Annotated in this window: 25 protein-coding genes and 1 pseudogene; 11 read left to right on the forward strand and 15 right to left on the reverse strand. The window is 72.0% G+C overall.

The genetic code is table 11. The features are described 5' to 3' along the window. The first annotated feature begins 66 nt into the window (after window positions 1–66). Complete coding sequence (locus J7523_RS05425) at window positions 67–204, forward strand: hypothetical protein (RefSeq protein WP_291883285.1); 138 nt, start codon at window positions 67–69, stop codon at window positions 202–204. 59 nt (window positions 205–263) lie between these two features. Continuing rightward, on the forward strand, window positions 264–845 hold the full coding sequence (locus J7523_RS05430; protein ID WP_291883360.1) for a hypothetical protein: 582 nt from the start codon (window positions 264–266) through the stop codon (window positions 843–845). A 51-nt stretch (window positions 846–896) separates the two neighbouring features. Here the strand turns inward: J7523_RS05430 and J7523_RS05435 are convergent, their stop codons facing one another. Together J7523_RS05435 and J7523_RS05440 are read right to left on the reverse strand one after the other, a co-directional pair. Beyond that, window positions 897–1,904, reverse strand: a complete 1,008-nt coding sequence (locus J7523_RS05435) for an aldo/keto reductase family protein (protein ID WP_291883288.1) — start codon at window positions 1,902–1,904, stop codon at window positions 897–899. A gap of 20 nt (window positions 1,905–1,924) precedes the next feature. Further along, window positions 1,925–2,515 (reverse strand): DUF3043 domain-containing protein, encoded by a 591-nt coding sequence (locus tag J7523_RS05440; RefSeq protein WP_291883291.1) that lies wholly within the window; start codon window positions 2,513–2,515, stop codon window positions 1,925–1,927. 32 nt (window positions 2,516–2,547) lie between these two features. Between J7523_RS05440 and J7523_RS05445 the strand changes: the two genes are divergently transcribed. Continuing rightward, the gene (locus tag J7523_RS05445) at window positions 2,548–3,936 is read left to right on the forward strand and encodes a dipeptidase (protein ID WP_291883294.1); all 1,389 of its coding nucleotides are present in this window, start codon (window positions 2,548–2,550) and stop codon (window positions 3,934–3,936) included. A gap of 57 nt (window positions 3,937–3,993) precedes the next feature. Here the strand turns inward: J7523_RS05445 and J7523_RS05450 are convergent, their stop codons facing one another. The 3 genes from J7523_RS05450 to nadA are packed head-to-tail and all read right to left on the reverse strand — an operon-like array spanning window position 3,994 to window position 6,389. Continuing rightward, window positions 3,994–4,521 carry an acyl-CoA thioesterase gene (locus J7523_RS05450; RefSeq protein ID WP_291883296.1) on the reverse strand — a complete coding sequence of 176 codons (528 nt, stop codon included), beginning with the start codon at window positions 4,519–4,521 and terminating at the stop codon, window positions 3,994–3,996. A gap of 45 nt (window positions 4,522–4,566) precedes the next feature. Then, a complete protein-coding gene (locus tag J7523_RS05455) occupies window positions 4,567–5,166 on the reverse strand; it encodes a DJ-1/PfpI family protein (protein ID WP_291883300.1) in 600 nt (199 codons plus the stop codon). 17 nt (window positions 5,167–5,183) lie between these two features. After that, window positions 5,184–6,389: a quinolinate synthase NadA gene (gene nadA / locus J7523_RS05460; protein ID WP_291883303.1), complete on the reverse strand. Its 1,206-nt coding sequence runs from the start codon at window positions 6,387–6,389 to the stop codon at window positions 5,184–5,186. 127 nt (window positions 6,390–6,516) lie between these two features. Here nadA and J7523_RS05465 point away from each other — a divergent pair, with 127 nt between their 5' ends. Further along, a complete protein-coding gene (locus J7523_RS05465) occupies window positions 6,517–7,698 on the forward strand; it encodes a glycerate kinase (protein ID WP_291883308.1) in 1,182 nt (393 codons plus the stop codon). A 154-nt stretch (window positions 7,699–7,852) separates the two neighbouring features. Continuing rightward, entirely contained in the window at window positions 7,853–8,203 is a 351-nt protein-coding gene (gene erpA, locus J7523_RS05470; RefSeq protein WP_203748181.1) for an iron-sulfur cluster insertion protein ErpA, read from the forward strand. 62 nt (window positions 8,204–8,265) lie between these two features. Here erpA and J7523_RS05475 read toward each other — a convergent pair whose 3' ends face one another. Both J7523_RS05475 and J7523_RS05480 read right to left on the reverse strand, forming a co-directional pair. Continuing rightward, window positions 8,266–8,502 (reverse strand): sulfurtransferase TusA family protein, encoded by a 237-nt coding sequence (locus J7523_RS05475; RefSeq protein WP_291883314.1) that lies wholly within the window; start codon window positions 8,500–8,502, stop codon window positions 8,266–8,268. Further along, window positions 8,499–9,698 carry an aminotransferase class V-fold PLP-dependent enzyme gene (locus J7523_RS05480; RefSeq protein WP_291883317.1) on the reverse strand — a complete coding sequence of 400 codons (1,200 nt, stop codon included), beginning with the start codon at window positions 9,696–9,698 and terminating at the stop codon, window positions 8,499–8,501. Before J7523_RS05480 ends, J7523_RS05475 begins: the two co-directional genes overlap by 4 nt. Window positions 9,699–9,912: 214 nt before the next feature. Between J7523_RS05480 and coxB the strand changes: the two genes are divergently transcribed. From coxB to J7523_RS05495, 3 genes are read left to right on the forward strand one after another with little or no spacing between them, the layout of a single operon-like run. Beyond that, window positions 9,913–10,794 (forward strand): cytochrome c oxidase subunit II, encoded by an 882-nt coding sequence (gene coxB / locus J7523_RS05485; RefSeq protein WP_291883320.1) that lies wholly within the window; start codon window positions 9,913–9,915, stop codon window positions 10,792–10,794. Continuing rightward, window positions 10,794–12,608, forward strand: a complete 1,815-nt coding sequence (ctaD, locus tag J7523_RS05490; RefSeq protein WP_291883323.1) for a cytochrome c oxidase subunit I — start codon at window positions 10,794–10,796, stop codon at window positions 12,606–12,608. Before coxB ends, ctaD begins: the two co-directional genes overlap by 1 nt. Next, complete coding sequence (locus tag J7523_RS05495; RefSeq protein WP_291883327.1) at window positions 12,605–13,003, forward strand: cytochrome c oxidase subunit 4; 399 nt, start codon at window positions 12,605–12,607, stop codon at window positions 13,001–13,003. The genes ctaD and J7523_RS05495 overlap by 4 nt, the downstream gene beginning before the upstream one ends. A 51-nt stretch (window positions 13,004–13,054) precedes the next feature. Here J7523_RS05495 and J7523_RS05500 read toward each other — a convergent pair whose 3' ends face one another. The 6 genes from J7523_RS05500 to J7523_RS05525 form a co-directional block, all read right to left on the reverse strand. After that, entirely contained in the window at window positions 13,055–13,600 is a 546-nt protein-coding gene (locus tag J7523_RS05500; protein ID WP_291883330.1) for a hypothetical protein, read from the reverse strand. A gap of 69 nt (window positions 13,601–13,669) precedes the next feature. Continuing rightward, on the reverse strand, window positions 13,670–14,299 hold the full coding sequence (locus tag J7523_RS05505; RefSeq protein WP_291883333.1) for a superoxide dismutase: 630 nt from the start codon (window positions 14,297–14,299) through the stop codon (window positions 13,670–13,672). A gap of 119 nt (window positions 14,300–14,418) precedes the next feature. Further along, complete coding sequence (locus J7523_RS05510; protein ID WP_291883335.1) at window positions 14,419–16,152, reverse strand: ubiquinol-cytochrome c reductase cytochrome b subunit; 1,734 nt, start codon at window positions 16,150–16,152, stop codon at window positions 14,419–14,421. Beyond that, the gene (locus J7523_RS05515; RefSeq protein ID WP_291883338.1) at window positions 16,149–17,183 is read right to left on the reverse strand and encodes a Rieske 2Fe-2S domain-containing protein; all 1,035 of its coding nucleotides are present in this window, start codon (window positions 17,181–17,183) and stop codon (window positions 16,149–16,151) included. The genes J7523_RS05510 and J7523_RS05515 overlap by 4 nt, the downstream gene beginning before the upstream one ends. Further along, a complete protein-coding gene (locus J7523_RS05520; RefSeq protein ID WP_291883340.1) occupies window positions 17,180–17,965 on the reverse strand; it encodes a cytochrome c in 786 nt (261 codons plus the stop codon). The genes J7523_RS05515 and J7523_RS05520 overlap by 4 nt, the downstream gene beginning before the upstream one ends. 64 nt (window positions 17,966–18,029) lie before the next feature. Continuing rightward, window positions 18,030–18,656, reverse strand: coding sequence for a heme-copper oxidase subunit III (locus tag J7523_RS05525; RefSeq protein WP_291883342.1), 627 nt, complete (start codon window positions 18,654–18,656; stop codon window positions 18,030–18,032). Between the two features lie 332 nt (window positions 18,657–18,988). On the opposite strand from J7523_RS05525, the gene J7523_RS05530 reads away from it, so the two are divergent. Then, window positions 18,989–19,423, forward strand: a complete 435-nt coding sequence (locus tag J7523_RS05530) for a hypothetical protein (protein WP_291883345.1) — start codon at window positions 18,989–18,991, stop codon at window positions 19,421–19,423. Beyond that, the gene (gene trpD / locus J7523_RS05535) at window positions 19,420–20,466 is read left to right on the forward strand and encodes an anthranilate phosphoribosyltransferase (RefSeq protein ID WP_291883348.1); all 1,047 of its coding nucleotides are present in this window, start codon (window positions 19,420–19,422) and stop codon (window positions 20,464–20,466) included. Before J7523_RS05530 ends, trpD begins: the two co-directional genes overlap by 4 nt. 222 nt (window positions 20,467–20,688) lie before the next feature. On the opposite strand, the gene J7523_RS05540 is transcribed toward trpD, so the two are convergent. Then, window positions 20,689–20,970: an Lrp/AsnC ligand binding domain-containing protein gene (locus tag J7523_RS05540; protein ID WP_291883351.1), complete on the reverse strand. Its 282-nt coding sequence runs from the start codon at window positions 20,968–20,970 to the stop codon at window positions 20,689–20,691. A gap of 7 nt (window positions 20,971–20,977) precedes the next feature. Next, entirely contained in the window at window positions 20,978–22,822 is a 1,845-nt protein-coding gene (locus J7523_RS05545) for a DEDD exonuclease domain-containing protein (protein ID WP_291883353.1), read from the reverse strand. 77 nt (window positions 22,823–22,899) lie between these two features. Here J7523_RS05545 and J7523_RS05550 point away from each other — a divergent pair. Then, window positions 22,900–23,450, forward strand: a pseudogene (locus J7523_RS05550) (hypothetical protein); the annotation flags it as partial.

Consider the following 23,450-nt stretch of genomic DNA (forward strand, 5'->3'; position numbering starts at 1 on the left):
CACGTCAAGATCGCCACCATGGACGCGACGATGAGGGCCACTCTCGTCCCGATCGGGGTGGCGGCAATGATCGGACTCGTGATGGCGTTGAGGAGGACCGTGGCCCGCGACGGGTGGGGTCACCGGCCGCCGCCGACGTCGCGGCACGACTGGGCAGAGGGGACGACCGTGGAGATCGAGCGCAGCACGCAGGTGCACGCGTGACGGCACCGGTCCGCCGGGCCACCCAGCTGCTCGGCGGGCTCGTGCTCTACGCGGCGTCGATGGCGCTCCTCGTGCACGCCGGACTCGGGAACATGCCCTGGGACGTGCTCACGCAGGGCATCTCGCGGCACACCGGCCTGTCGTTCGGCACCGTCACGCTCCTGACGAGCGTCGTCGTGCTCGCGTGCTGGATCCCGCTGCGGCAGCGCCCTGGCGTCGGGACGGTGGCGAACGTCCTCGTGATCGGCCTGCTCGTCGACCCGTTCCTCGCCGGGCTCGACCGCCTGCCCGACCCGCTGCCGCTCGCCGTGCGGATCGCCATGGTCGTCGTCGGCATCGTGCTCAACGCGCTGGCCACCGGGCTGTACGTCGGCGCGTGCCTCGGACCCGGTCCGCGCGACGGCCTCATGACCGGGCTCGTGGCCCGGACCGGCCGCTCCGTGCGGCTCGTCCGGACGAGCATCGAGGTGCTGGTCGTCGCCGCGGGCTGGGCGCTCGGGGGCACCGTGGGCCTGGCCACGGTCGCCTACGCGGTCGCCGTCGGGCCGCTCGTGCACGTCTTCCTGTCGCGCCTGACGGTGCCGCTCCCGTCGGCCGTCGACGCCGAGCCCGAGCCGACCGCCGCGCCCGTCACCCGCTGACGGGACGACGAAGGGCCCCGGACGCGACGTCCGGGGCCCTTCGTGATGCGGTCAGCGCGAGGGCGAGTTCTTCGCCGTCTCGGCCGGGTCGGTGACGACCGCGTCGCCGAGGACCTCGTCGATCCGCGACATCAGCTCGGCGGGGATCTCGACGCCCGACGCCTTGACGTTCTCCGCGACCTGCTCGGGGCGCGAGGCGCCGATGATCGCCGCGGCGACGTTCTGGTTCTGCAGCACCCACGCGATGGCGAGCTGCGCCATCGTCAGCCCCAGCTCGTCCGCGACCGGACGCAGCTTCTGGACGCGCTCGAGCACCTCCTGGTTCTCCAGGAAGCGGCCGATCATCCGGGCGCCGCCCTTCTCGTCGGTGCCGCGCGAGCCCTCGGGCGCCGGCTGGCCGGGCAGGTACTTGCCCGTGAGCACGCCCTGCGCGACGGGGGACCACACGATCTGCGAGAGCCCGAGCTCCTGCGACGTGGGGACGACCTCCGACTCGATGACGCGCCAGAGGGCCGAGTACTGCGGCTGGTTCGAGACGAACGGGATCCGCAGCTCCTGCGCGAGCGCGTGGCCCTGACGGATCTGGTCCGCCGTCCACTCGGAGACGCCGATGTAGTGCGCCTTGCCCGCGTGCACGATGTCCGCGAACGCCTGCATCGTCTCCTCGATGGGCGTCGCGTGGTCCCACCGGTGCGCCTGGTACAGGTCGACGTAGTCGGTCTGCAGGCGCTGCAGCGAGCCGTCGATCGACTCCATGATGTGCTTGCGGGACAGGCCCATGTCGTTGGCGCCGCCGGGGCCTGTCGGCCAGAAGACCTTCGTGAAGATCTCGAGCGACTGGCGCCGCTCACCCTTCAGCGCCTCGCCGAGGACGGTCTCCGCCTTGGTGTTGGCGTACACGTCCGCCGTGTCGAAGCTCGTGATGCCGGCGTCGAGCGCCGCGCGGACGCAGGCCTTCGCCGTGTCGTTCTCGACCTGCGAGCCGTGCGTGAGCCAGTTGCCGTAGGTGATTTCGGTGATCTTGAGGCCGGATCGGCCCAGGTTTCGGTAAGCAACCATGGGCTCAACCCTATGTCGGCTCAGGAGGGGCGCTGCCCGTGCTTCACCTGGGGCTTGGGCATGCGCGACGGCCGGATCTGGAACGCGCGGATGAGCGCGTAGGACAGCGTGCCCTTGGGCGGTGCGTCGACGCCGAACTTCGCCGCGTAGACCTTCTTGAGCCCGCGCCACATGAACCAGCCGTCGATGATCGCGGCGAGCACGAAGACGTACAGCACGAGGATCGCGAGCGCAGCCAGCAGCGGTGCCGCGTTGCTCAGCGTGAGCTGCACGACGAGCAGCACGGCGGCCGCCGGGAGGATGAGCTCGGCGAGGTTCCAGCGCGCGTCGACGTAGTCGCGCACGAACCGGCGCTGCGGACCACGGTCCTTCGCGGGCATGAAGCGCTCGTCGCCGGTCTGCATCGCGCGGTACTCGCGGTCGCGCTGCTCCTTGGCCTGCTGACGGCCCGCCTTGCCCGCCGCCTTGCGGTCGGCGGGCACCAGGGGGCGCTTGTTCGCGGCCTCGGCCTCCTTGCGCTTGGGCGTGGGCCGGCCCTTGCCGTCGGGAGACGGGGTGGCCTGCGCCGTCACCGGCGACGCGTCCTGGGGGTCGTTGCTGCGTCCGAACACCCTGCCAGGGTAGTCGAGTAGCGTGGCCGCTCGTGACCTTCGAGACGCCCTCCGGGCCCGACGCCGGACGCGTCGAGACCCTCCGCACCCGCACCGCTGACGCCTTCCCCGCTCTGCGGGCCGACCTGGAGGCGCTGGTGCGGATCCCCGGCGTCTCCAACCCGGAGTTCGACCAGGGCCACGTCACCGTGAGCGCGTCGGCGGTCGCGGACCTGCTGCTCGGCGCCGGTCTCGACGACGTGCAGGTCCTGACCGCCGCGACGCCCGACGGCCGGCCCGGGGCGCCTGCGGTCGTCGCGCGGCGGCTCGCACCGGCCGGTGCCCCGACGGTGCTGCTGTACGCGCACCACGACGTCCAGCCGCCCGGCGACGACGCGGACTGGGTGTCGCCGCCGTTCGAGCCGACCGAGCGTGACGGCCGCCTGTTCGGCCGCGGCTCCGCGGACGACAAGGCGGGCGTGGTCGCGCACCTGGGTGCGCTCCGGGTGCTCGGGGACGAGCTCGGCGTCGGCGTGACGGTGTTCGTGGAGGGCGAGGAGGAGATCGGCTCGCCGACGTTCACGGCCTTCCTGCACGCGCACCGCGACCTGCTCGCCGCCGACGTGATCGTGGTCGCGGACTCGGCGAACTGGGCCGTCGGCACGCCCGGCCTCACGACGTCGCTGCGCGGGCTCGTGGACTGCACGGTCGAGGTCGAGGTGCTGCACCACGCCGTGCACTCGGGCCAGTTCGGCGGCCCGCTGCTCGATGCGCCGACCCTCCTCGCGCGCCTGGTCGCGACGCTGCACGACGAGCAGGGCGACGTCGCCGTCGAGGGGCTCGTGCACGCACCCGACCCGACGGTCGACTACGACGAGGCTGCCTTCCGGGCCGACTCGGGCGTGCTCGACGGCGTGCACCTCGCGGGGACCGGGCCGATCTCCGCGCGGCTGTGGACCCGGCCGGCGATCTCGGTGATCGGCTTCGATGCGCCCCGGGTCGCGAGCGCGTCGAACACCCTGACCCCGCGGGCGACGGCCAAGCTGTCGGTCCGGCTCGCGCCCGGACAGGACCCCGCGGCGGCGATGGGCGCGCTGCGTCGACACCTCGTCGAGCACGCGCCGTTCGGTGCCCGGGTCACGGTGACGGACGGCGAGCAGGGCAAGCCGTTCCAGGCGCCGCTCGACTCGGCGGCCATGCAGGCCGCGCGCTGGGCGTTCGCGGAGTCGTGGGGGGCCGACCCGGTCGACATCGGCATCGGCGGCTCGATCCCGTTCATCGCGGACCTGCTCGAGGTGTTCCCGGACGCGGCGATCCTCGTCACCGGCGTGCAGGATCCCGACAGCCGTGCGCACGGTGCGAACGAGTCGGTCGACCTGCGTGAGCTCGAGCGCGTCGTCCTCGCGGAGGCCCTGCTGCTCGAGCGGCTCGCGCAGGGCTGACGGCGCCGTCGGACGTCGTCCGGTCCCGGCGGCCGGCCCCTGCCGGCGTGGTGCGGCTCAGCGTGCGGCGACGTCCACCGCGCGCGCCCAGGCCGCGACGTCGTCCGGCAGCTCCGGGCTGGGCACCTCGCCGTCGGACAGGAGCGCGACGACGTCCGTCGCCGCGACCCGCTCGCCGCCTCGCCCGAGGAAGCGGCCCGCGACGACTCCGCGCGCGACGAGCTCGCCGCGCCGCGTGAACGTCTGCTCGAGGTACACCACGCGGGCGTCCCAGCCGAGCACGCGCGACGTCAGCTCGAACTCCTGCCACAGCGTCAGCGACCGCCGGTACTTGATGGTCGACGCCGCGACGACGGGGTACCAGCCGCGCTCCGCGAGCAGCCCGTACGCGCCCAGGTCCGCGAGCAGGTTGCTGCGGCCCACGTCCATCATCTGCAGGTACACGCCGTTGTTGACGTGCCGGTAGAGGTCGAGGTCGCCGACGTGCACGCGCAGCCTCGTGACGGACGGGTCGAGCAGACCCTGGCCGGGGACTGCCGGACGGGGACGCCACGTGGCGAGGGCGAGCTGGAGGGTGCGGATCACCCGTCGATGCTACTGACGAGTAACTGAGGTGTCCCTGAGACCCGGTCAGACGGGTGGGGCAGGGTCGTACTGGATACCCCGCCGCACGCCGCGCGCCATGTCGACCGACTCGAGCCGGGCCACCAGGTGCAGCGCCATGTCGATCCCCGCGGACACCCCGGCGGACGTGATGACGTCGCCGTCGTCGACGAAGCGCGCCTCGGTGTCGGCCAGCACGCTCGGGTCGAACGTCGCGAGCTCGTCGAACGCCGCCCAGTGCGTCGTCGCGGGCCGCCCGGCCAGGAGCCCCGCGGCCGCGTACACGAGCGCGCCCGTGCACACCGACACGAGCAGGGGAGTCGTCGCGCGCATGCGCCGCACCCACTCGAGGTGCTCAGGGTCAGCGGCGAGCGCGCGTGTGCCCTGACCACCCGGGTACAGGAGCACGTGCAGCGGGCCGACGTCGTCCGCGCTGCGGTCGGGCACCAGGCACAGACCCTTCGCGCAGCGCACTCCCGCGCCGTCCGCCGAGAACGTCACGACCTCGGGCCGCAGCGCCGAGTGCTGGGCCCACGAGCTGAGCACGTCGTACGGGCCGACGACATCGAGCTCCTCGGCGCCGTCGAAGACGAACAGGCCGACCCGCATGTGGCTGCCCGTGTTCACTCAGCACCTCGGTCCACTCAGTACCCCGGCAGCGCCAGCATCTGGTCGAGCGCGACGCGCGCCCAGTGGGCGTCGTCCGCGTCGACCACGATGCGGTTGACCACCCGGCCCGCGACGAGCGACTCCATCGCCCAGACCAGGTGCGGCAGGTCGATGCGGTTCATCGTCGAGCAGAAGCACACCGTCGAGTCCAGGTAGTGGATCTGCTTGTCGGGGTGCGCGTTCGCGAGCCGGCGCACCAGGTTGAGCTCGGTGCCGATCGCCCACGACGAACCCGGCTCGGCCTTGTCGAGCGCGTTGATGATGTACTCCGTCGAACCGACCATGTCGGCCGCGTTGACGACCTCGTGCTGGCACTCGGGGTGCACGAGCACGGTCACGTCGGGCACGGCCGCACGGATGTCGGCGACGTTGCGCGGCGAGAACCGGCCGTGCACCGAGCAGTGGCCGCGCCACAGGATCATCCGGGCGTCGCGCAGCTGCTGCGCGGTCAGGCCGCCGCCGGGCTTGCGCGGGTCGAACACGACGCACGCCTCGAGCGGCAGGCCGAGCAGGCGCACCGCGGTGTTGCGGCCCAGGTGCTGGTCGGGCATGAACAGCACCTTGCCGGTCCCGTCGAGGCCGCCGACCTGGTCGAACGCCCACCGCAGGGCGACGTGCGCGTTCGACGACGTGCACACGGTCCCGCCGTGCCGCCCGGTGAACGCCTTGATCGCCGCCGTGGAGTTCATGTACGTCACGGGCACCGTGTGCTCCGCGACCCCCGCGTCGACGAGCACGTCCCACGCGTCCTCGACCTGGTCGATCGCGGCCATGTCGGCCATCGAGCAGCCCGCCGCCAGGTCAGGGAGCACGACCTGCTGCGTGTCCGACGTGAGGATGTCGGCCGACTCGGCCATGAAGTGCACGCCGCAGAAGACGACGAACTCCGCCTCGGGACGCGCAGCTGCCTCGCGCGCGAGCTTGAAGGAGTCGCCCGTGACGTCGGCGAACCGGATGACCTCGTCGCGCTGGTAGTGGTGCCCGAGCACGAAGGCCCGGTCACCCAGGGCGGCACGCGCGACACGCGCACGCTCGACGAGGTCGGGGTCGCTGGCCGCCGGCAGGTCGCCGACGCACTCCACGCCACGTTCGGACGCGAGGTCGACGCCCCGTCCGAGGAGCAGGAGCGCGGACGGTGCGGGCTCGGTGAACGCGCGGGTCGTGGGAGTCGTCAGGCTCACGGGGTCGATCCTCGCACACGGCGTCGCTCCGGGATCCGGCGGTGTCCACCGCGCGACCGCGAGCGTCGAGCGGTGTCCACCGCGCGACGGCGAGCGTCGACGGGACGTCGGAGCACCTCGTGCCACGATGCACGGCGTGCACGTGCTCATCGCCCCCGACAGCTTCGGCTCGAGCCTCACCGCCGCCCAGGCCGCCGACACGGTCGCCGCCGCGTGGCGCGAGGCCGCTCCGGGCGACGACGTGCGCACGTGCCCGCTCGCCGACGGCGGTCCGGGGTTCGTGGACACGCTGCACGCGACGCTCGGCGGCGACCTCGTCCCGGTGACGGTCACCGGCCCGCTCGGCGACCCCGCGCCCGCGGTGCTCCTCGTGGTGGACGACCCGTCCGGGCGCACCGCGTACGTCGAGTCGGCGCAGGCCGTCGGGCTCCCGCTCGTCCCGGTCGACCGCCGCGACCCGACGCGCACCACGTCGCGAGGCGTCGGTGACCTCCTGCTCGCGGCCCGAGAGAGCGGGGCGACGCGCGTCGTCGTCGGGCTCGGCGGTTCCGCGACGAACGACGCCGGCGCCGGCATGCTCGCCGCGCTCGGTCTCGCCGGGCGCTTCGGCCGGGGCGGGGGAGCGCTCGCCGGGACCACCCAGGCGGACCTCGCCGACCTGCCGGCGGTGCGCGCCGCGTGGTCCGGGACGCAGCTCGTCGCCGCGACCGACGTCGACGTCCCGCTGCTCGGCCTGCACGGGGCGTCCGCGGGATTCGCCCCGCAGAAGGGTGCGACGCCCGAGCAGGCCCAGGACCTCGAGCGCGCGCTGGGTGATTTCGCGCACGCCGCCGCGGCCGCGCTCGGCGACGCGCTGCGCCCCGACCTGCTGTCGGGATCGCGACCGTCGTCCGCCGCGTCCCGGCTCGTGTCGGCGCCCGGCGCCGGTGCCGCGGGCGGGCTCGGGTTCGGCCTCTCGCTGCTCGGGGCGCGCCTCGTGCCAGGTGCCGCGTTCGTCGCCGACCGCACGGGTCTCGACGCCAGGGTCGCCGCCGCCGACGTCGTCGTGACAGGTGAGGGCCGGTTCGACTGGCAGTCGCTGCACGGGAAGGTCGCCGCCGAGGTGGCGTCGCGCGCGCTCGCGCACGGTGTGCCCACGGTGGTGCTCGCGGGCGAGGTGCTCGTCGGGCGGCGCGAGCTGTCCGCCGCCGGCATCTCCGCCGCGTACGCCGTCGCCGAGCACCCCGCAGACGTCGAGGCGGCCCTCGCCGACCCGGTCGGGTCGCTCCGCGAGCGTGCGCTTCGCGTGGCGCGGACCTGGTCACGGTGACGTCGGTGCGGGTATCCGGCGCGACTGGTCGTACGCTGGCGGGAACATCTGCACGCGCGCTGCTGTTGGGCACGGTTGACGTGAGGACGGCGCCCAGGCGCCCTTCTCGGGAAGACAGCGTCGGGCAGCCTTCGTGAGACAACCAGGAGTGACGATGAGCGAGACCACCGAGACCGCGACGCACGGCGTCCTGCTCACGGACGTGGCCGCGTCCAAGGTGCGCAGCCTGCTCGAGCAGGAGGGCCGCGACGACCTGCGTCTGCGCGTCGCCGTCCAGCCCGGCGGCTGCTCCGGCCTCATCTACCAGCTGTACTTCGACGAGCGCGTGCTCGACGGCGACGCCCTCAAGGACTACGACGGCGTCGAGGTCGTCGTGGACCGCATGAGCGTCCCCTACCTCGAGGGCGCGACGATCGACTTCGCCGACACGATCGAGAAGCAGGGCTTCACGATCGACAACCCGAACGCAGGCAGCGCCTGCGCGTGCGGCGGCTCGTTCAGCTGACCTGAACCCTCGGACGACCCGGCACCGGTCACTCGGTGCCGGGTCTTTCGTGTCTCCAGACCTCAGCGCGTGCGGACCGTGATCGCATGCACGCCGTCGTCCTCCGTGGCCGACACCAGCTCGTGACCGCGCATCCGGGCCCACGCCGGCACGTCGTGGACCGCGGCGGGGTCCGTCGCCAGGACGGTGAGCTCGGTGCCGGCGGGCACGTCGCGCGCGGCCCGTGCCAGACGGATCACGGGGGCCGGGCACCGCAGCCCGCGTGCGTCGACGACGACAGCGGAGTCCGGGGACGTCACAGGCCCGCCACCCCGAACGCGTCCCGCACCCGTGCGACGACCGACGGCAGTGCGACGAGGAACCGGTCGACGTCCGCCGGTGCGAGGTCGCGCGGCAGCCCGAGCCGCACGTTCCCGTGCGTGAGCACCCCCATCGCGGCCAGGACGTGGCTCGGCTCGAGCGCGCTCGACGTGCACGCCGAGCCGGAGCCGACCGCGAACCCGAGCGCGTCGAGACCGCCGACGAGCGCCTCGCCGTCGACGTAGAGGCACGAGAACGTCACGACGTGCGGCAGCCGGTCGACGGGGTCGCCGACCACGTCGACGTCGGGCACGTCCGCGCCGACCCGGTCCCGGATGCGGTCGACGAGCGCGCGCCGCAGCGAGTCCTGAGCCGCGCGGTCGGCCTCGGCGACCTGCAGCGCGACGGCGGCGGCCAGCGCGGCGGGCACGCTCACACCGCCCGGGAACCAGCGGTCCTCGTCGTCGGGGCGGTCGGGGGAGCGGCGCACGCCGGGGCGGGTGACGAGGACGCCGATCCCGGCGGGACCGCCCCAGTCGCCGGCGTCGCCGGCGAGCAGGTCCCACTCGGGACCCACGGGGACGTGACCGAGGCTGGCCCCGGCGTCGACGAGCAGCGGCACACCCGCTCGTCGAGCCGCCTCGTGCGCGGCCGCGACCGGCTGGAGCGTGCCCACCTCGCCGTTCGCGTGCTGCAGGGCGGCGAGCGCCACCCCGCCGCCCTCGACGGCGGCGACGAACGCGTCGAGCTCGACACGGCCGAACCGGTCGACGGGCACCGCGACCCGTGCGTCCGGAGCGACGCGGTCGGCGGCGGCGTGGACCGCGGCGCGCTCGACCGCGCTCACGACGACCTGGCGGCCGACCCGGCGTCGACCCGCGGCGACCGCGAGCACCGCGGAGTGCAGGGCGGCGGTGTGCGACGGCGCGAGGTCGACGTCCTCGGTCCGGACCCCGACCACGGACGCGATCGCCTCCCGGGCGCCGTCGAGCAGCATGCGCGCCCGGCGACCCTCGGTGTGCAGCCGGCGGGGGTCGGCCCAGCCCTGGTCGAGCGCCTCGACGAACGCGGCACGCGCCTGCGGCAGGAGCGGCGCACGGCCGCCCGCGTCGAGGAACACGCGCGACGCAGCCCCCGACGAGGTGGCGTGCGTCACACCGGCGGGGGCGGGGTCGTCGTCGTGCTGAGGCGTCACCCCCGCACGGTAGTCCGCCCCTGCGCTCCACGAGCGCGCGCTCGGCGGATGTGCGCGCCGTGTGACGGTGCTGACACCGCGTCGCCAACCGGTGTCGTCCGCACGAAAGGCCGTGGTCGGCACGCTAGGCTGCACAGGTCGAGGACGAAGGTCCCGGGTGGTGTCTCCAGTACCAGGTGGGCACGCTGACGGGACAGCGAGTGAGAGGTCCCCTGTGCACCCGGACACCCCCCGCCGGACGCGTCGTCCGGCCCTGAAGTGGGCCGGACTCGCAGCCGTGGTCGCGGTCGCCCTGAGCGGATGCTCCGCCGAGGTCGAGCGCGGCTGGCTGCCCGGCAGCTCCGAGAACGAGATCACCGACCAGACCGGCCGGATCGTCAACCTGTGGGTCGGCTCGTGGATCGCCGCGCTCATCGTCGGCCTCATCACCTGGGGCCTGATCCTGTGGTGCGTCGCGGTCTACCGGAAGCGCAAGAGCGACAGCACGCTGCCCGTGCAGCTGCGCTACCACGTCCCGCTCGAGGTCATGTACGTGATCCTGCCGATCATCATGGTCGGCGTGCTCTTCTACTACACGAACCGGGACACCACGGCGATCCAGGACACGTCCTCGCCGGCGCAGAACCACGTCCAGGTGATCGGCAAGCAGTGGAGCTGGGACTTCAACTACCTCGACGACGACGCGTACGAGACCGGCCAGCACGCGCAGGACGTCGGCTCCGCCGGCACCGGCGTGCTCCGCGACCAGGTGACGCTCTGGCTCCCGGTCGACGAGAAGGTCGAGTTCACGCTCGACTCGCGTGACGTCATCCACTCGTTCTGGGTGCCCGCGTTCCTCTACAAGATGGACATCATCCCGGGCAAGACGAACACCTTCCAGGTCACCCCGACCGAGATCGGCTTCTACGAGGGCAAGTGCGCCGAGCTCTGCGGCGAGTACCACTCGTCGATGCTGTTCAACGTCAACGTCGTGAGCCGCGAGGACTACGACAAGCACATCCAGGAGCTGAAGGACAAGGGTCAGGAGGGCTCGCTCGGTCTCGAGTACAGCCGCCAGCAGGACCTGGCCGAGGTCCCTCAGGAAGGTGAGAACTGATGGCCGCCGTCGCGGAGCACATCCCCGGCCTGGCGCCGTCGCGCCAGACGCTGGGTCGCACGGTGATCAAGTGGATCACCTCGACCGACCACAAGACGATCGGGTACCTCTACCTGATCACGTCGTTCGTCTGGTTCGCGATCGGCGGCATCCTCGCGCTGCTGATCCGCGCCGAGCTGTTCGCGCCCGGGATGGACGTCTTCCAGTCCCGTGAGCAGTACAACCAGGCGTTCACGATGCACGGCACGATCATGCTGCTGCTGTTCGCGACACCCCTGTTCGCGGGTTTCGCGAACGTGATCATGCCGCTGCAGATCGGTGCGCCCGACGTCGCGTTCCCGCGGCTCAACATGTTCGCGTACTGGCTGTTCTTCTTCGGCGGCACGATCGCCGGCGCCGGATTCTTCACGCCGCAGGGCGCCGCGTCGTTCGGCTGGTTCGCCTACGCACCGCTGTCCGACACGGTGTACTCGCCGGGCCTCGGCGGCGACCTGTGGGTCTTCGGCCTCGCGCTCGCCGGTTTCGGCACGATCCTCGGCGCGGTCAACTTCATCACCACGATCGTCACCATGCGCGCACCCGGCATGACGATGTTCCGGATGCCGATCTTCACCTGGAACACCCTGGTGACGTCGCTCCTGGTCCTGATGGCCTTCCCGCCGCTGGCCGCCGCGCTGTTCGCGCTCGGCGCCGACCGCCGGCTCGGTGCGCAGGTGTTCAACCCGGACAACGGCGGCGCCATCCTCTGGCAGCACCTGTTCTGGTTCTTCGGGCACCCGGAGGTCTACATCATCGCGCTGCCGTTCTTCGGCATCGTGACGGAGATCCTGCCGGTGTTCAGCCGCAAGCCGATCTTCGGCTACAAGGGCCTCGTCTACGCGACGATCGCGATCGCGGCCCTGTCCGTCACCGTGTGGGCGCACCACATGTACGTCACAGGCTCGGTGCTGCTGCCGTTCTTCTCGTTCATGACGATGCTCATCGCCGTCCCGACCGGTGTGAAGTTCTTCAACTGGATCGGCACGATGTGGCGCGGCAAGCTCACGTTCGACACGCCGATGCTGTGGACGATCGGCTTCCTCGTCACGTTCCTCTTCGGCGGTCTGACGGGCATCATCCTGTCCAGCCCGACGCTCGACTTCCACCTGTCCGACTCGTACTTCGTCGTGGCGCACTTCCACTACGTCGTGTTCGGCACGGTCGTGTTCGCGATGTTCGCGGGCTTCTACTTCTGGTGGCCGAAGATGACGGGCCGGATGCTCGACGAGCGCCTCGGCAAGATCCACTTCTGGCTGCTGTTCGTCGGCTTCCACACGACGTTCCTCATCCAGCACTGGCTCGGTGTCGCAGGCATGCCGCGTCGCTACGCGGACTACTCGCCCGACGACGGGTTCACCTGGATGAACCAGGTCTCGACGGTCGGCGCGTTCATCCTCGCGTCGTCGACGCTGCCGTTCCTCTGGAACGTCTACACGACGTGGCGAAACGCCCCGCTCGTGACCGTGGACGACCCGTGGGGCTACGGCGCGTCGCTCGAGTGGGCGACCAGCTGCCCGCCGCCGCGGCACAACTTCACGTCGCTGCCCCGCATCCGGTCGGAGCGCCCCGCGTTCGACCTGCACCACCCTGAGGTCGCGGCGATGGACCACGTCGAGCCGAACGCGGGGATCCTCGACTGGGAGGCCGACCGCGTGGGTGAGACCGAGGTCGCGGTCGACCGCGTCGTGGACGGCAAGGGCGAGCCTGAGCAGTCCACCGCGACGATCGTCGAGGACCGTCCCGCCGACCGGACCGACGAGGAGAATGACCGGTGAGGCTCGAGACCAAGCTCTTCCTGTACGGGGTGCTCTTCTTCGTCCCCGTGGGCCTGATCTACGCGTGGTGGAGCGGCGGTGAGCCGGTCGGCATGATCGGGATCCCGCTCGTCGGCGGCCTGGTCGGGATGATCGGCGCGTACTTCGCGCTGCTGTCCCGCCGGATCGACCCGCGCCCCGAGGACGACGAGCTCGGCGAGATCGAGCAGGGCGCCGGCGACCAGGGCGTGTACAGCCCGTGGAGCTGGTGGCCGCTCGTCATCGGCGCGGCCGCGGCGATCGTCTTCGCCGGGTTCGCCGTCGGGTTCTGGCTCTCGTACATCGGTGTCGCGCTCGGCATCATCGGCCTGGTCGGCTGGGTGTTCGAGTTCTCGCGGGGCCAGCACGCCCACTGAGTCATCCCCCTGAGGGGGCGTCCGGACGCTGCACGCGTCAGGGGCGCCCCCTCAGTCGTCTCCATGGCCGTGCGAACCCGCCGTTCGGGCACGGAGGACGTCCTGGGCGGCCTGGAGGATCTGGGCCGGGTCGGTCCTGACGAGGACCCCTCCCGAGAACCTCCGGTCCCGTGTGACTTCGTGCAGGCCTGCCGGTGCCTCGAAGGCGGCGGCGGACGCGTCGTCGGTGAACTCCGCCTCGGCGAGCACCAGCCCCGTGAGCGCCCCGCGGAAGACGTCGTACCCCAGCGGCGGTACCGACCGGCGTTCCTTCGTCAGCACGGCCGCGGGCAGGGTCGCGAGCAGCGCGTGCTCGGAGGTCGACACGTAGATGGTCGTCAGCTCGCCCCACGGCTCGCCCGGCAGCTTCTGCGTCAGCTTGTGCACCGCCGGGCCCGACCGGTCGACCTCCTCGACCGTGCGCAGGCGCAGGCGCGTCCCGTCGAGGTACCGGTCGGTGATCAGCCGGCGGCGCACGACGTCGGCGTCCGGCGGGGGAGCGGCGCACAGGAACCGGCGCTCACGCTCCGTCCGGGCGTAGGCGGACCGCACGATCATGGCCTTCCTCGGAGACGGCAGAGGGCCGCCCGCTGGTGCGGACGGCCCTCCGACGGGGTCGGCGACGACTCAGAGCGACGGGACGATGAGCCCCGACGTCTGCGAGCGGGCGCGGTCGAAGCGCGCGGCGGCGTCCGTCCAGCTCACGATGTTCCACCAGGCCTTGACGTAGTCCGCCTTGACGTTCACGTAGTCCAGGTAGAAGGCGTGCTCCCACATGTCGAGGACCACGACCGGGACCAGGCCCAGCGCGATGTTGCTCTGCTGGTCGTACAGCTGCACGACCACGAGCTTCGAGCCGATCGAGTCCCACGCGAGGATCGACCAACCGGAGCCCTGGATGCCCAGCGCGTTCGCGGCGAAGTGCTTCTGGAAGCCCTCGAACGAGCCGAAGAACTCGTCGATCGCGGCGGCCAGCTCGCCCTCGGGGCGGTCGCCGCCCTCGGGCGACAGGTTCTGCCAGAACACCGAGTGGTTGACGTGGCCGCCCAGGTTGAACGCGAGGTTCTTCTCGTGCAGGTTCACCGCGGCGAAGTCGTCGGCCTCGCGGGCCGCCGCCAGCTTCTCGAGGGCGGTGTTGGCGCCCGTCACGTAGGCGGCGTGGTGCTTGTCATGGTGCAGCTCCATGATCCGCCCGGAGATGTGCGGCTCGAGGGCCGCGTAGTCGTAGGGCAGGTCCGGAAGCGAGTAGTCAGCCATGCGTGAGTACCTCTCCTGCTCAGGCCGCGACCGTCTGCTACGGCAGCGGGGATAGACGAAGCGGGCGGCTCGCCGTCAACGGCGAGCCGCCCGACTCCACGGTCAACTCTTGCTCAGGATCAGCGATTCCGCTTTTCCGGGTGCGTCTCGTCCGTCGGAGCGACGAAGTGCTGGCCGCCGCCGACGGCACCGGTCAGCTCGCCGTGCGCGCCCGCCGGCTCGAGAACGTCGTGCTCGCCGTGCGAGTGGGCCGCGGCCAGCTCGGCGGGCGTCACGGGGTCGATGCGGTCCTCGTAGAACATCTCCGAGAGCCGCTGACGGATGCGGTCCGCGCGGTACCCCTTGCGGCGCACGCCGCGCGAGTCCTCCGCCGGCTCGATCTCGAGCGGGCGGATCGCGTCGTGCTGCACCCGCAGCCAGCGCTCGTGAGCGTCCAGCGGCTTGTGGACCTCGATGTACTCGCCGCTCGCGAACCGCACGATGCGACCGGTCTCGTGACCGTGCAGCACCAGCTCGCGGTCCTTGCGCTGCAGACCGAGGCAGATCCGCTTCGTGATGTAGAACGCGAACCACGGGCCGAGGAACAGCAGCACGCGGAACGTCCACGTGATGTCGTTGATCGACAGGTGGAAGTGCGTCGCGATCAGGTCGTTCGACCCGGCGAGCACCAGGATGAAGAACGCCACCAGGAGCGAGACGCCGAACGCCGTGCGGAACGGGCGATTGCGGGGGCGGTCGAGGATGTGGTGCTCGCGCTTGTCGCCCGTGGCCAGGGCCTCGACGAACGGGTAGGCGGCGAGCAGCGTGAACAGGACCCCGGGCACGATCATCGCGGGGATGATGACGTTGAGCGGGATCGTGAACCCGGCGATGACGATCTCCGCCGCACCCGGCATGAGTCGCAGCGAGCCCTCGAGGAACAGCATGTACCAGTCGGGCTGGGCACCGGCGGACACGGGCGACGGGTCGAACGGGCCGTAGTTCCACACCGGGTTGATCGACATCGTCGCGCCCATGAGTGCGATGACGCCGAACACGATGAAGAAGTAGCCGCCGGCCTTCGCGGTGTAGACGGGGAAGACCGGGTAGCCCACGACGTTGCTGTTCGTGCGGCCGGAGCCCGGGAACTGCGTGTGCTTGTGCAGCACGACGAAGAACAGGTGCAGGCCGATGAGCGCGAGGATCAGGCCGGGCACGAGCAGCACGTGCACGGTGAACAGTCGCGGGATCAGGTCCTGACCCGGGAACTCGCCGCCGAAGATGAAGTACGACATGTAGCTGCCGATGATCGGGATCGCCCGGACGACACCGTCCGTGATGCGCAGGCCGTTGCCGGAGAGCACGTCGTCGGGGAGCGAGTAGCCCGAGAAGCCGGCGGCGAGGCCGAGGATCAGCAGCGTGAAGCCGACGACCCAGTTGAGCTCACGCGGCTTGCGGAACGCACCCGTGAAGAAGATGCGCATCATGTGCGTGACGATCGCGGCCATGAAGATCAGCGCCGCCCAGTGGTGGATCTGCCGCATGAGCAGACCGCCACGGACCTCGAACGACAGCCGCAGCGTCGAGGCGAACGCCTCCGACATCTCGACGCCCTGCATGGTCGGCCACGGTCCGTTGTAGACCGTCTCGTTCATGCTCGGCACGAAGAACATCGTGAGGAACACGCCCGAGATGAGGATCGTGATGAAGCTGTAGAGCGCGATCTCGCCGAGCAGGAACGACCAGTGGTCGGGGAAGATCTTGCGCGCGAACGTCTTGACGGCGACACCGATCCCGGTGCGCTGGTCGAGGTAGTCCGCCGTGCCTGCTGCGGCGCGCGCGGTCCGCGTGGGGGTCGAGGTCGTCGTCGTCACTTCAGACGCTCCCAGAAGCTCGGGCCGATGGGCTCGTGGAAGTCGCTCTGCGCGACCAGGTAGCCCTCGTCGTCAACGGTGATCGGCAGCTGCGGGAGGGGCCGCTTCGCCGGTCCGAACACGACCTTCGCACCGTCCGCCACGTCGAACGTCGACTGGTGGCACGGGCAGAGGAGGTGGTGGGTCTGCTGCTCGTAGAGCGCGACCGGACAACCCACGTGGGTGCAGATCTTCGAGTACGCGACGATGCCGTTGTACGACCAGCCCTTGCGGTTCGGAGCCTCCTTGAGGTCCTCGGGCGCGAGCCGGACGAGCAGGACGACGGACTTCGCCTTCTCGTCGAGCGGGTGAGGCTCCTCGTGGAGGCCCTCGGGGATCACGTGGAAGACGGAACCGATCGTGACGTCCGACGCCTTGATCGGGCGGCCGTCGGGGTCCGTCGTGAGCTTGAGGCCCTTGCGCCACATCGTGCGCTTGAACTTCGAGACGTCCCAGTCCTCGCCGATGTTGCCGATGAGCGGCAGCACGATCGAGAGCGGGAAGAGCGCGAGCGCGCCGATCATCGAGACCTTGAGAACTCCGCGGCGACCGATGGCCGAGTCCTCGGCACCTTCCTTCAGGACGGCGACGGCGGTCTCGCGCGTCGCGTCGTCGCTGCGCAGGGCGTGCCGGTCCTCGGACTTCTCGTGGTCGTTCATCAGCGACTTGGCCCAGTGGACGGCCGCGGTGCCGATGCCGAGCAGCGCGAACGCCATGCTCAGGCCGAGCGTGATGTTGGAGCGCCGCATCGTCTCCGGGGTCTCGCCCGGGGGGAACGCGAAGTACGCGACGATGAACGCGAGCGTGCCGAGGATCGAGATGGTGAACAGGAAGACGACCTGACGCTCGGCCTTCTTGTTCGCCTTCGGGTCGGTGTCGCCCAGGCGTGGGTGGTGCTCGGGGTGGCCCGGGTTCTCGAACCGGTCCGGCCCGGTCGTGTCGCGCAGTGCGACGTCGGTGGTGGCCTCGTGGCCGTTGTCGTGGTTGCTCACGAGGACTTCGCTCCGATCCACACTGCTGCGCCGATGAGCAGGCCGATGCCGACCACCCATGCCCACAGGCCTTCACTGACGGGTCCGAGGGCGCCGAGGGTCATGCCCCCGGGTGCCGTGTCGCCCTGTTGGTCGATGAACGCGATGATGTCGCGCTTGCCCTCGGGCGTGATGTTCGCGTCGTTGAACACGGGCATCGACTGCGGGCCGGTCAGCATCGCCTCGTACAGGTGCCGGGGCGACGTCTCCCACAGCTTGGGTGCGAACTTGCCCTGCGACAGCGCACCACCGGCGCCGACCGCGTTGTGGCACATGGCGCAGTTGGTGCGGAACAGGGCCATGCCGTTCGCCGGGTCGCCGAGGGCGGGGTCGACCTGCTCGTCCGTCGGGATCGCGGGGCCGACGCCGAGCGAGGCGACGTAGGCGGCGAGCTGGCTGATCTGCTCGTCGTCGAACTGGACGGGCTTGGCCTCGATCTGCGGACCGCTCATCTGCGCGGGCATGCGGCCGGTGCCGACCTGGAAGTCGACGGCGGCGGCGCCCACACCGATGAGCGACGGGCCGCTCGCGGTGCCGGCCGCGGACGGGCCGTGGCACGTCGCGCAGTTGGCCTGGAACAGCTTCTCGCCGGCCGCGATGTCGTCGGTGCTCGCCGTCTTGGGCGCCGCATCGGCCGACGCGGGTGCGAGCACCGCGTACAGGCCACCGGTGAGCAGCAGCGCCAGCAGGAGCAGCACGACCGGCGCACGCCGGTCGTGCCTGCGGGCTGCGAGTGCCTTCACGGATCGATCCTCGTCTCGCTGTGGGGGGTGGGGGCAGGTGCGCGGGCGACGGTGCCCGCGCGGGTCACTTCAGGAGGTAGATGACCGCGAAGAGCGCGATCCACACGACGTCGACGAAGTGCCAGTAGTACGACGTCACGATCGCCGTGGTGGCCTCGTGGTGACCGAAGCGCTTGGCCGTGAACGAGCGGCCCAGCAGGAACAGGAAGGCGATGAGGCCGCCGACCACGTGCAGGCCGTGGAAGCCCGTCGTCAGGTAGAACACCGAGCCGTACGGGCTCGACGAGATCGTCAGGTTCTCGCTGACGAGCGCCGCGTACTCATAGATCTGGCCGCCGATGAAGAACGCGCCCATGAGGTACGTGAGCGTCATCCACTCGTTCATGCCCCAGCGGTTCACCTGGATCAGCGAGCCGGTGCGCACCGGCTGGAAGCGCTCGGCGGCCCACACCCCCATCTGGCACGTGACGGACGACAGCACCAGCACGGTGGTGTTGACCGACGCGAACGCGATGTTGAGCTTCGCGGTCTGCACAGCCCACTCCTCGGGCACCGCTGCCCGGAGCGTGAAGTACATCGCGAAGAGGCCGGCGAAGAACATGAGCTCGCTGGCCAGCCACACGATGGTCCCGACCGACACAGGGTTCGGACGGTTGACGCTCACGTGGGTGGCGGTGCGAGGGGCAGCCATGGCGGTCGACACGTTGGCCATTATGGCTGATGAGTGCTCCGCATGGGCCATAGGGCCCAGGTCGTGGCGAGCGTTAAATGTCACACCGTCAGGATCTGGCGGGCTGTCTCCGGGTCCGATCCCTGCTCAGGCCCGTCATCATGCGGCAACCGGGCCTTCACGGCGCCTCCACGAGCCGCGCACGGCCCACGCGCTTCGGCGCACGCCGTCGGGGCCGTGGCGAGGTCGTGCTATGGCCGGTCGCGACCCGTCCGCGGTAAGCGCGCCGCGATCGTCGCACGTCGTGCCAAGATGCCCCTCGGACGCACGTCGACGACGAGTGAGGGACGACCATGAGCACCGCGCAGCCCGACCGGACGACCGCCGCAAGCACCTCCGGGCCGCGGATCCTGCTCTACAGCGACGACGTCGACACGCGCGCCGAGGTGCGCCTCGCGGTGGGCCGCCGGCTCGGCCGGGGCGAGCCCGACATCGAGTGGGTCGAGGTCGCCACCGCGCCCGCGGCCATCGCCACGACCGAGGCGGGCAACCTCGACCTGCTGATCCTCGACGGCGAGGCCGACAAGGTCGGCGGCATGGGCCTCGGGCGCCAGCTGAAGGACGAGGTCTACCGCTGCCCGCCCGTCCTCGTGCTCACGGGCCGCCCCCAGGACGCGTGGCTCGCGTCGTGGTCGAACGCCGACGCCGCCGTGTCGCGCCCCCTCGACCCGATCGAGCTGCACCGTGCCGTCTCGGAGCTCGTCGCCCGCCAGGGCGTCAGCGGATGAGCGCCGCCGCTACCTGGTCCGACCTGCTCACGACGCTCGTCGCGCGTCACGACCTCACGGCCGAGCAGACCGCGTGGGCGATGGACGAGATCATGGGCGGCGAGGCCAGCCCGATCCGCGTCGCCGGCTTCCTCGTCGCGCTGCGGTCCAAGGGTGAGACCGTCCAGGAGCTCACGGGGCTCGCCGACTCGATGCTGTCGCACGCGGTCCGTATCGACGTCCCCGGCCGCTCGGTCGACATCGTCGGCACCGGCGGCGACCGCGCGCACACCGTCAACATCTCGACGATGGCGGCACTCGTCGTCGCCGGCACGGGGCTTCGCGTCGTCAAGCACGGCAACCGCGCCGCGTCGTCGTCGTCCGGGTCGGCCGACGTCCTCGAGCAGCTCGGCATCCGGCTCGACCACCCGCCGGAGCGCGTCGCCGCGCTCGCGCACGAGGTCGGCATCACGTTCTGCTACGCCCAGGTGTTCCACCCGTCCATGCGGCACGCCGCCGCTGCCCGCGCGGGTCTCGGCATCGGCACCGTGTTCAACTTCCTCGGCCCACTCACCAACCCCGCGCAGCCCCAGTCGGCCGCGATCGGCGTGGCGGACCTCCGGATGGCACCGCTGCTGGCAGGCGTGCTCGCCGGGCGCGGGACCGACGCTCTCGTGTTCCGCGGCGAGGACGGCCTCGACGAGATCGCGCCCACCGGGCCGACCCGGATCTGGGAGGTCCGCGGCGGTGACGTGCACGAGCAGGTCGTGGACTGGTCGGCCGAGCTCGGCGTCGAGCCGATCGAGCTCGAGCAGCTGCGCGGGGCCGACGCCGCCCACAACGCGGGCGTCGCGCGCCGGCTCCTCGACGGCGAGCAGGGCCCCGTCCGCGAGACCGTCGTGCTCAACGCGGCCGCCGCGATCGTCGCCGACGGCACGCTGTCCGGGCTGGACGGGGGGAGCCTCACGGACCGGCTGCTCGTCGCGGCCGACCACGCCCGCCGGTCCCTCGACACGGGTGCGGCCGCGGACGTCCTCGCACGGTGGCAGCAGGCGAGCGCCTGAGACGACCGCCTCGGGCTGAGCCTGCGCTCGGCTCCGCCGAGCTCCGGCTCGGTCCGCTGTGCTCGTGGTCGGCCCGAGCCTGCGCTCGGCTCCGCCGAGCTCCGGCCCGGTCCGCTGTGCTCGTGGTCGGCCTGGGCCTGCGCTCGGCTCCGCCGAGCTCCGGCTCGGTCCGCTGTGCTCGTGGTCGGCCTGGGCCTGCGCTCGGCTCCGCCGAGCTCCGGCTCAGTCCTCCAGCCCGAGGGCGAAGGCTTGTTCCAGGTCGTGCTTCGAGTACGTCCGGAAGGCGATGTAGGTCTGCGTCCGGACGACGCCCTCGATCTTGCCGACCTTGTCGGCGATGACGTCGGCGAGCGCGTCGTGCTCACGCACGCGGACCACGGCGATGAGGTCGACCTCGCCGGTCACGGAGTACACCTCGCTGACCCCGCGGATCTCTGCGATCGCCGAGGCGACCTCGGGGATGCGGGCGGCGTCGGCGTCGATCAGCACGATGGCGGTCAGCATGCTCGCATCATGCCGCGCCGGGAGGTGCTGCGACGACAGGAACGCCGTGGTCGGCCCAGGGGTGCGGCACGACGACCGGGGGAGCGCTGCGGACGGGCGTGAGCGACGCGACGGCGGTGACGGGATCGCGGACCGCCTGGGCGGACCGCACGGGTGACGCCCACCCGCCGTCGACCTCCACGAGCCGCACCCCGGGCTGCTCCAGCCACGTGAGGACGAGGTCGGTCTCTTCCGGGTGGGCGGCCGTGCCCGGGGCGACGGGTGCGCTGACGTGCTCCCCGGTGCTCTGCAGGGTCGCGACGACCGGCCGCGGGTCGGTCGCCCGGTCGGTGCGCGCGGTGCCGGCCAGCCTCCCGTACCGGACGAGCACGAGCTCCCAGCCGCCGTCGTCCACGCGCCGGGCCGCGACGAGCTCAGGGCAGCGGGCGAGCGGCGCGAACCGCTGCGCCCGCGTCGCGCCCCGAAGGTAGGAGGCCAGGCGGTCGCGGACGGACGCGGCCTCCTCGAACCGTTCCTGCGCGACGAGCCAGGTGAGCCGGTCGGCATGAGCCCGGATCACCGGTTCCGGGTCGCCGAGCATGGCGGACCGCACGTTCCCGGCGACGAGCGCGTACGCGTCGGGGGACTGGTGCCCGGTGCACGGGGCACCGCACCGGCCGAGCTCGGCGAGCACGCACGCCGACGCCGACGGGGACGCGACGAGGGGGAGCCGACGGGTGCACTGCCGGATCGGGAACGACTCGTGCAGGGCGTCGACGGCCAGCTGGGCGGACGACACGCTGGCGAACGGTCCGATGTGCACGGAGCCGTCGTCGGCGCGGACCTCCCGGACAACTGACAGTCGCGGGTACGGCTCGGCGGTGAGCCGGACCCAAGGCATGCGCTCGGGGAAACGTGACCGGCGGTTGTACCGCGGCGAGTGCTCGGCGATGAGGCGGAGCTCGCGGACCCGGGCCTCGAGGGGTGTCGCACAGACGACCGGGTCGACGCGCTCGGCGATGCGCACCATCTCGGTCATGCGGCGGCGCTTCTCGGCGGCGGTGAAGTACGAGCGGACGCGCTGCCGCAGCGACGTCGTCGAGGTGCCGACGTAGAGCACCTCGTCCCGCGGCCCCCGGAACAGGTAGACGCCCGGGGCGTCGGGCAGGCCGTCGGCGAGGGTGCGCTTGCGCCGGACGTCGGACGGGACGGGATCGCTCGCGGTCGCGAGGTCCTCGAGGTGCGTGACCCCGAGCGGCGCGAGCCTGCCCAGCAGGGCGTGCAGGACGTCGACGGTGGCGCGAGCGTCGGACAGGGCGCGGTGGTTGGGCGTGACGGTCGCCCCGAACAGCGCGGCGAGGCTCGAGAGCTTGTGGTTGGGCGCCTCGTCGCGCGTCACGACGCGTCGCGCGAGCCGCACGGTGTCGACGACGCGGTGCCCGGGCCACGCGTGACCCGTGCGGGCGGCGGCTGCCTTGAGGAACCCGACGTCGAACGGGGCGTTGTGCGCGACGAGGACCGCGCCCCGCGAGAACTCGAGGAAGCTCGGCAAGACCTCGTCGATCGTCGGAGCACCGATGAGCATGGTCGTCGTGATACCGGTGAGGACCTGGATGAACGGCGGCACGGGACCGCCGGGGTCGACGAGCGTCTGGAACTCGCCGAGCACCTCCCCGCCGCGAACCTTGACGGCACCGATCTCGGTGATCGCGCACTCGGCGGGGGTGCCCCCCGTGGTCTCGAGGTCGACGACGACGAACGTGACGTCCGACAGCGGCGTCCCCAGGTCCTCCAGCGTCGGCTGCACGGGGCGTGCGCCGGGCGCGGGGGAGGCGTCCGCCCAGACGGGGCGCAGGCGGCGGACGGGCGGCATGGCGGGAACGGTACCCAGCGCGTCTGACACGCCACGCGAGGCACGCGGGGCGCGCCGTCGCGACCTAGGGTGACGGCATGACGGAGCCGGGCGCCGACGCCGACCTTCCGTCCGCCGGGCGTGACCCGGACGGACGGGACGTGCCCGCGCCCCTGCGCGCCGTGCTCGTGCAGGCGGCGTCCGACGTGCTCGGGACGCTCGAACCCGTCGAGGTCCCCGCCTCCCTGCGGGCGGTGCGGCAGTTCGCGCCCCGCAGGCGCGCGTCGGCGGGTGCGGGGCCGCTGTGGGCGGCGCTGTCGGACGACGGCTTCCGCGCGCGCGTCCGGCGCTCGTGGGCCGCCGGCCACCCCGAGCCGTCGGACCCCTCAGGACCGCGCACCCCCGCGTGGGACGCGGCCGCCGCTGCCTGGCTGGCCGGTGACCCCGCATGGCACGACCTGGTCCCCGCCACGCCCCCGGTGGGCGACGACAGCGAGGCGCGCGGCCTCGAGGAGCTGCTGCGCGCTCAGGCGGACGTCGCCCGCCTCCGTCAGGAGCTCGCCGCCGCGCAGGCCGACGCCCGCGGGGCCGCCGACGAGCTCGCGGCGCTGCAGCGCGACCTGCGCCGCCTCAGGTCCGACGCCGACAG

Origin of the sequence: Cellulomonas sp. (assembly GCF_017744555.1) — a bacterium.
In the GTDB taxonomy this organism is placed as follows: Bacteria; Actinomycetota; Actinomycetes; order Actinomycetales; family Cellulomonadaceae; genus Cellulomonas.

What these genes read in the sequence shown, in the direction of transcription:
- J7523_RS05425 (WP_291883285.1), top strand. Translation starts at nt 67, where the DNA reads ATGATCGGACTCGTGATGGCGTTGAGGAGGACCGTGGCCCGCGACGGG.
- J7523_RS05430 (WP_291883360.1), top strand. Translation starts at nt 264, where the DNA reads ATGGCGCTCCTCGTGCACGCCGGACTCGGGAACATGCCCTGGGACGTG.
- J7523_RS05435 (WP_291883288.1), bottom strand. Translation starts at nt 1,904, where the DNA reads ATGGTTGCTTACCGAAACCTGGGCCGATCCGGCCTCAAGATCACCGAA.
- J7523_RS05465 (WP_291883308.1), top strand. Translation starts at nt 6,517, where the DNA reads ATGCACGGCGTGCACGTGCTCATCGCCCCCGACAGCTTCGGCTCGAGC.
- erpA (WP_203748181.1), top strand. Translation starts at nt 7,853, where the DNA reads ATGAGCGAGACCACCGAGACCGCGACGCACGGCGTCCTGCTCACGGAC.
- ctaD (WP_291883323.1), top strand. Translation starts at nt 10,794, where the DNA reads ATGGCCGCCGTCGCGGAGCACATCCCCGGCCTGGCGCCGTCGCGCCAG.
- J7523_RS05500 (WP_291883330.1), bottom strand. Translation starts at nt 13,600, where the DNA reads ATGATCGTGCGGTCCGCCTACGCCCGGACGGAGCGTGAGCGCCGGTTC.
- J7523_RS05505 (WP_291883333.1), bottom strand. Translation starts at nt 14,299, where the DNA reads ATGGCTGACTACTCGCTTCCGGACCTGCCCTACGACTACGCGGCCCTC.
- J7523_RS05525 (WP_291883342.1), bottom strand. Translation starts at nt 18,656, where the DNA reads ATGGCTGCCCCTCGCACCGCCACCCACGTGAGCGTCAACCGTCCGAAC.
- J7523_RS05530 (WP_291883345.1), top strand. Translation starts at nt 18,989, where the DNA reads ATGAGCACCGCGCAGCCCGACCGGACGACCGCCGCAAGCACCTCCGGG.
- trpD (WP_291883348.1), top strand. Translation starts at nt 19,420, where the DNA reads ATGAGCGCCGCCGCTACCTGGTCCGACCTGCTCACGACGCTCGTCGCG.
- J7523_RS05540 (WP_291883351.1), bottom strand. Translation starts at nt 20,970, where the DNA reads ATGCTGACCGCCATCGTGCTGATCGACGCCGACGCCGCCCGCATCCCC.
- J7523_RS05545 (WP_291883353.1), bottom strand. Translation starts at nt 22,822, where the DNA reads ATGCCGCCCGTCCGCCGCCTGCGCCCCGTCTGGGCGGACGCCTCCCCC.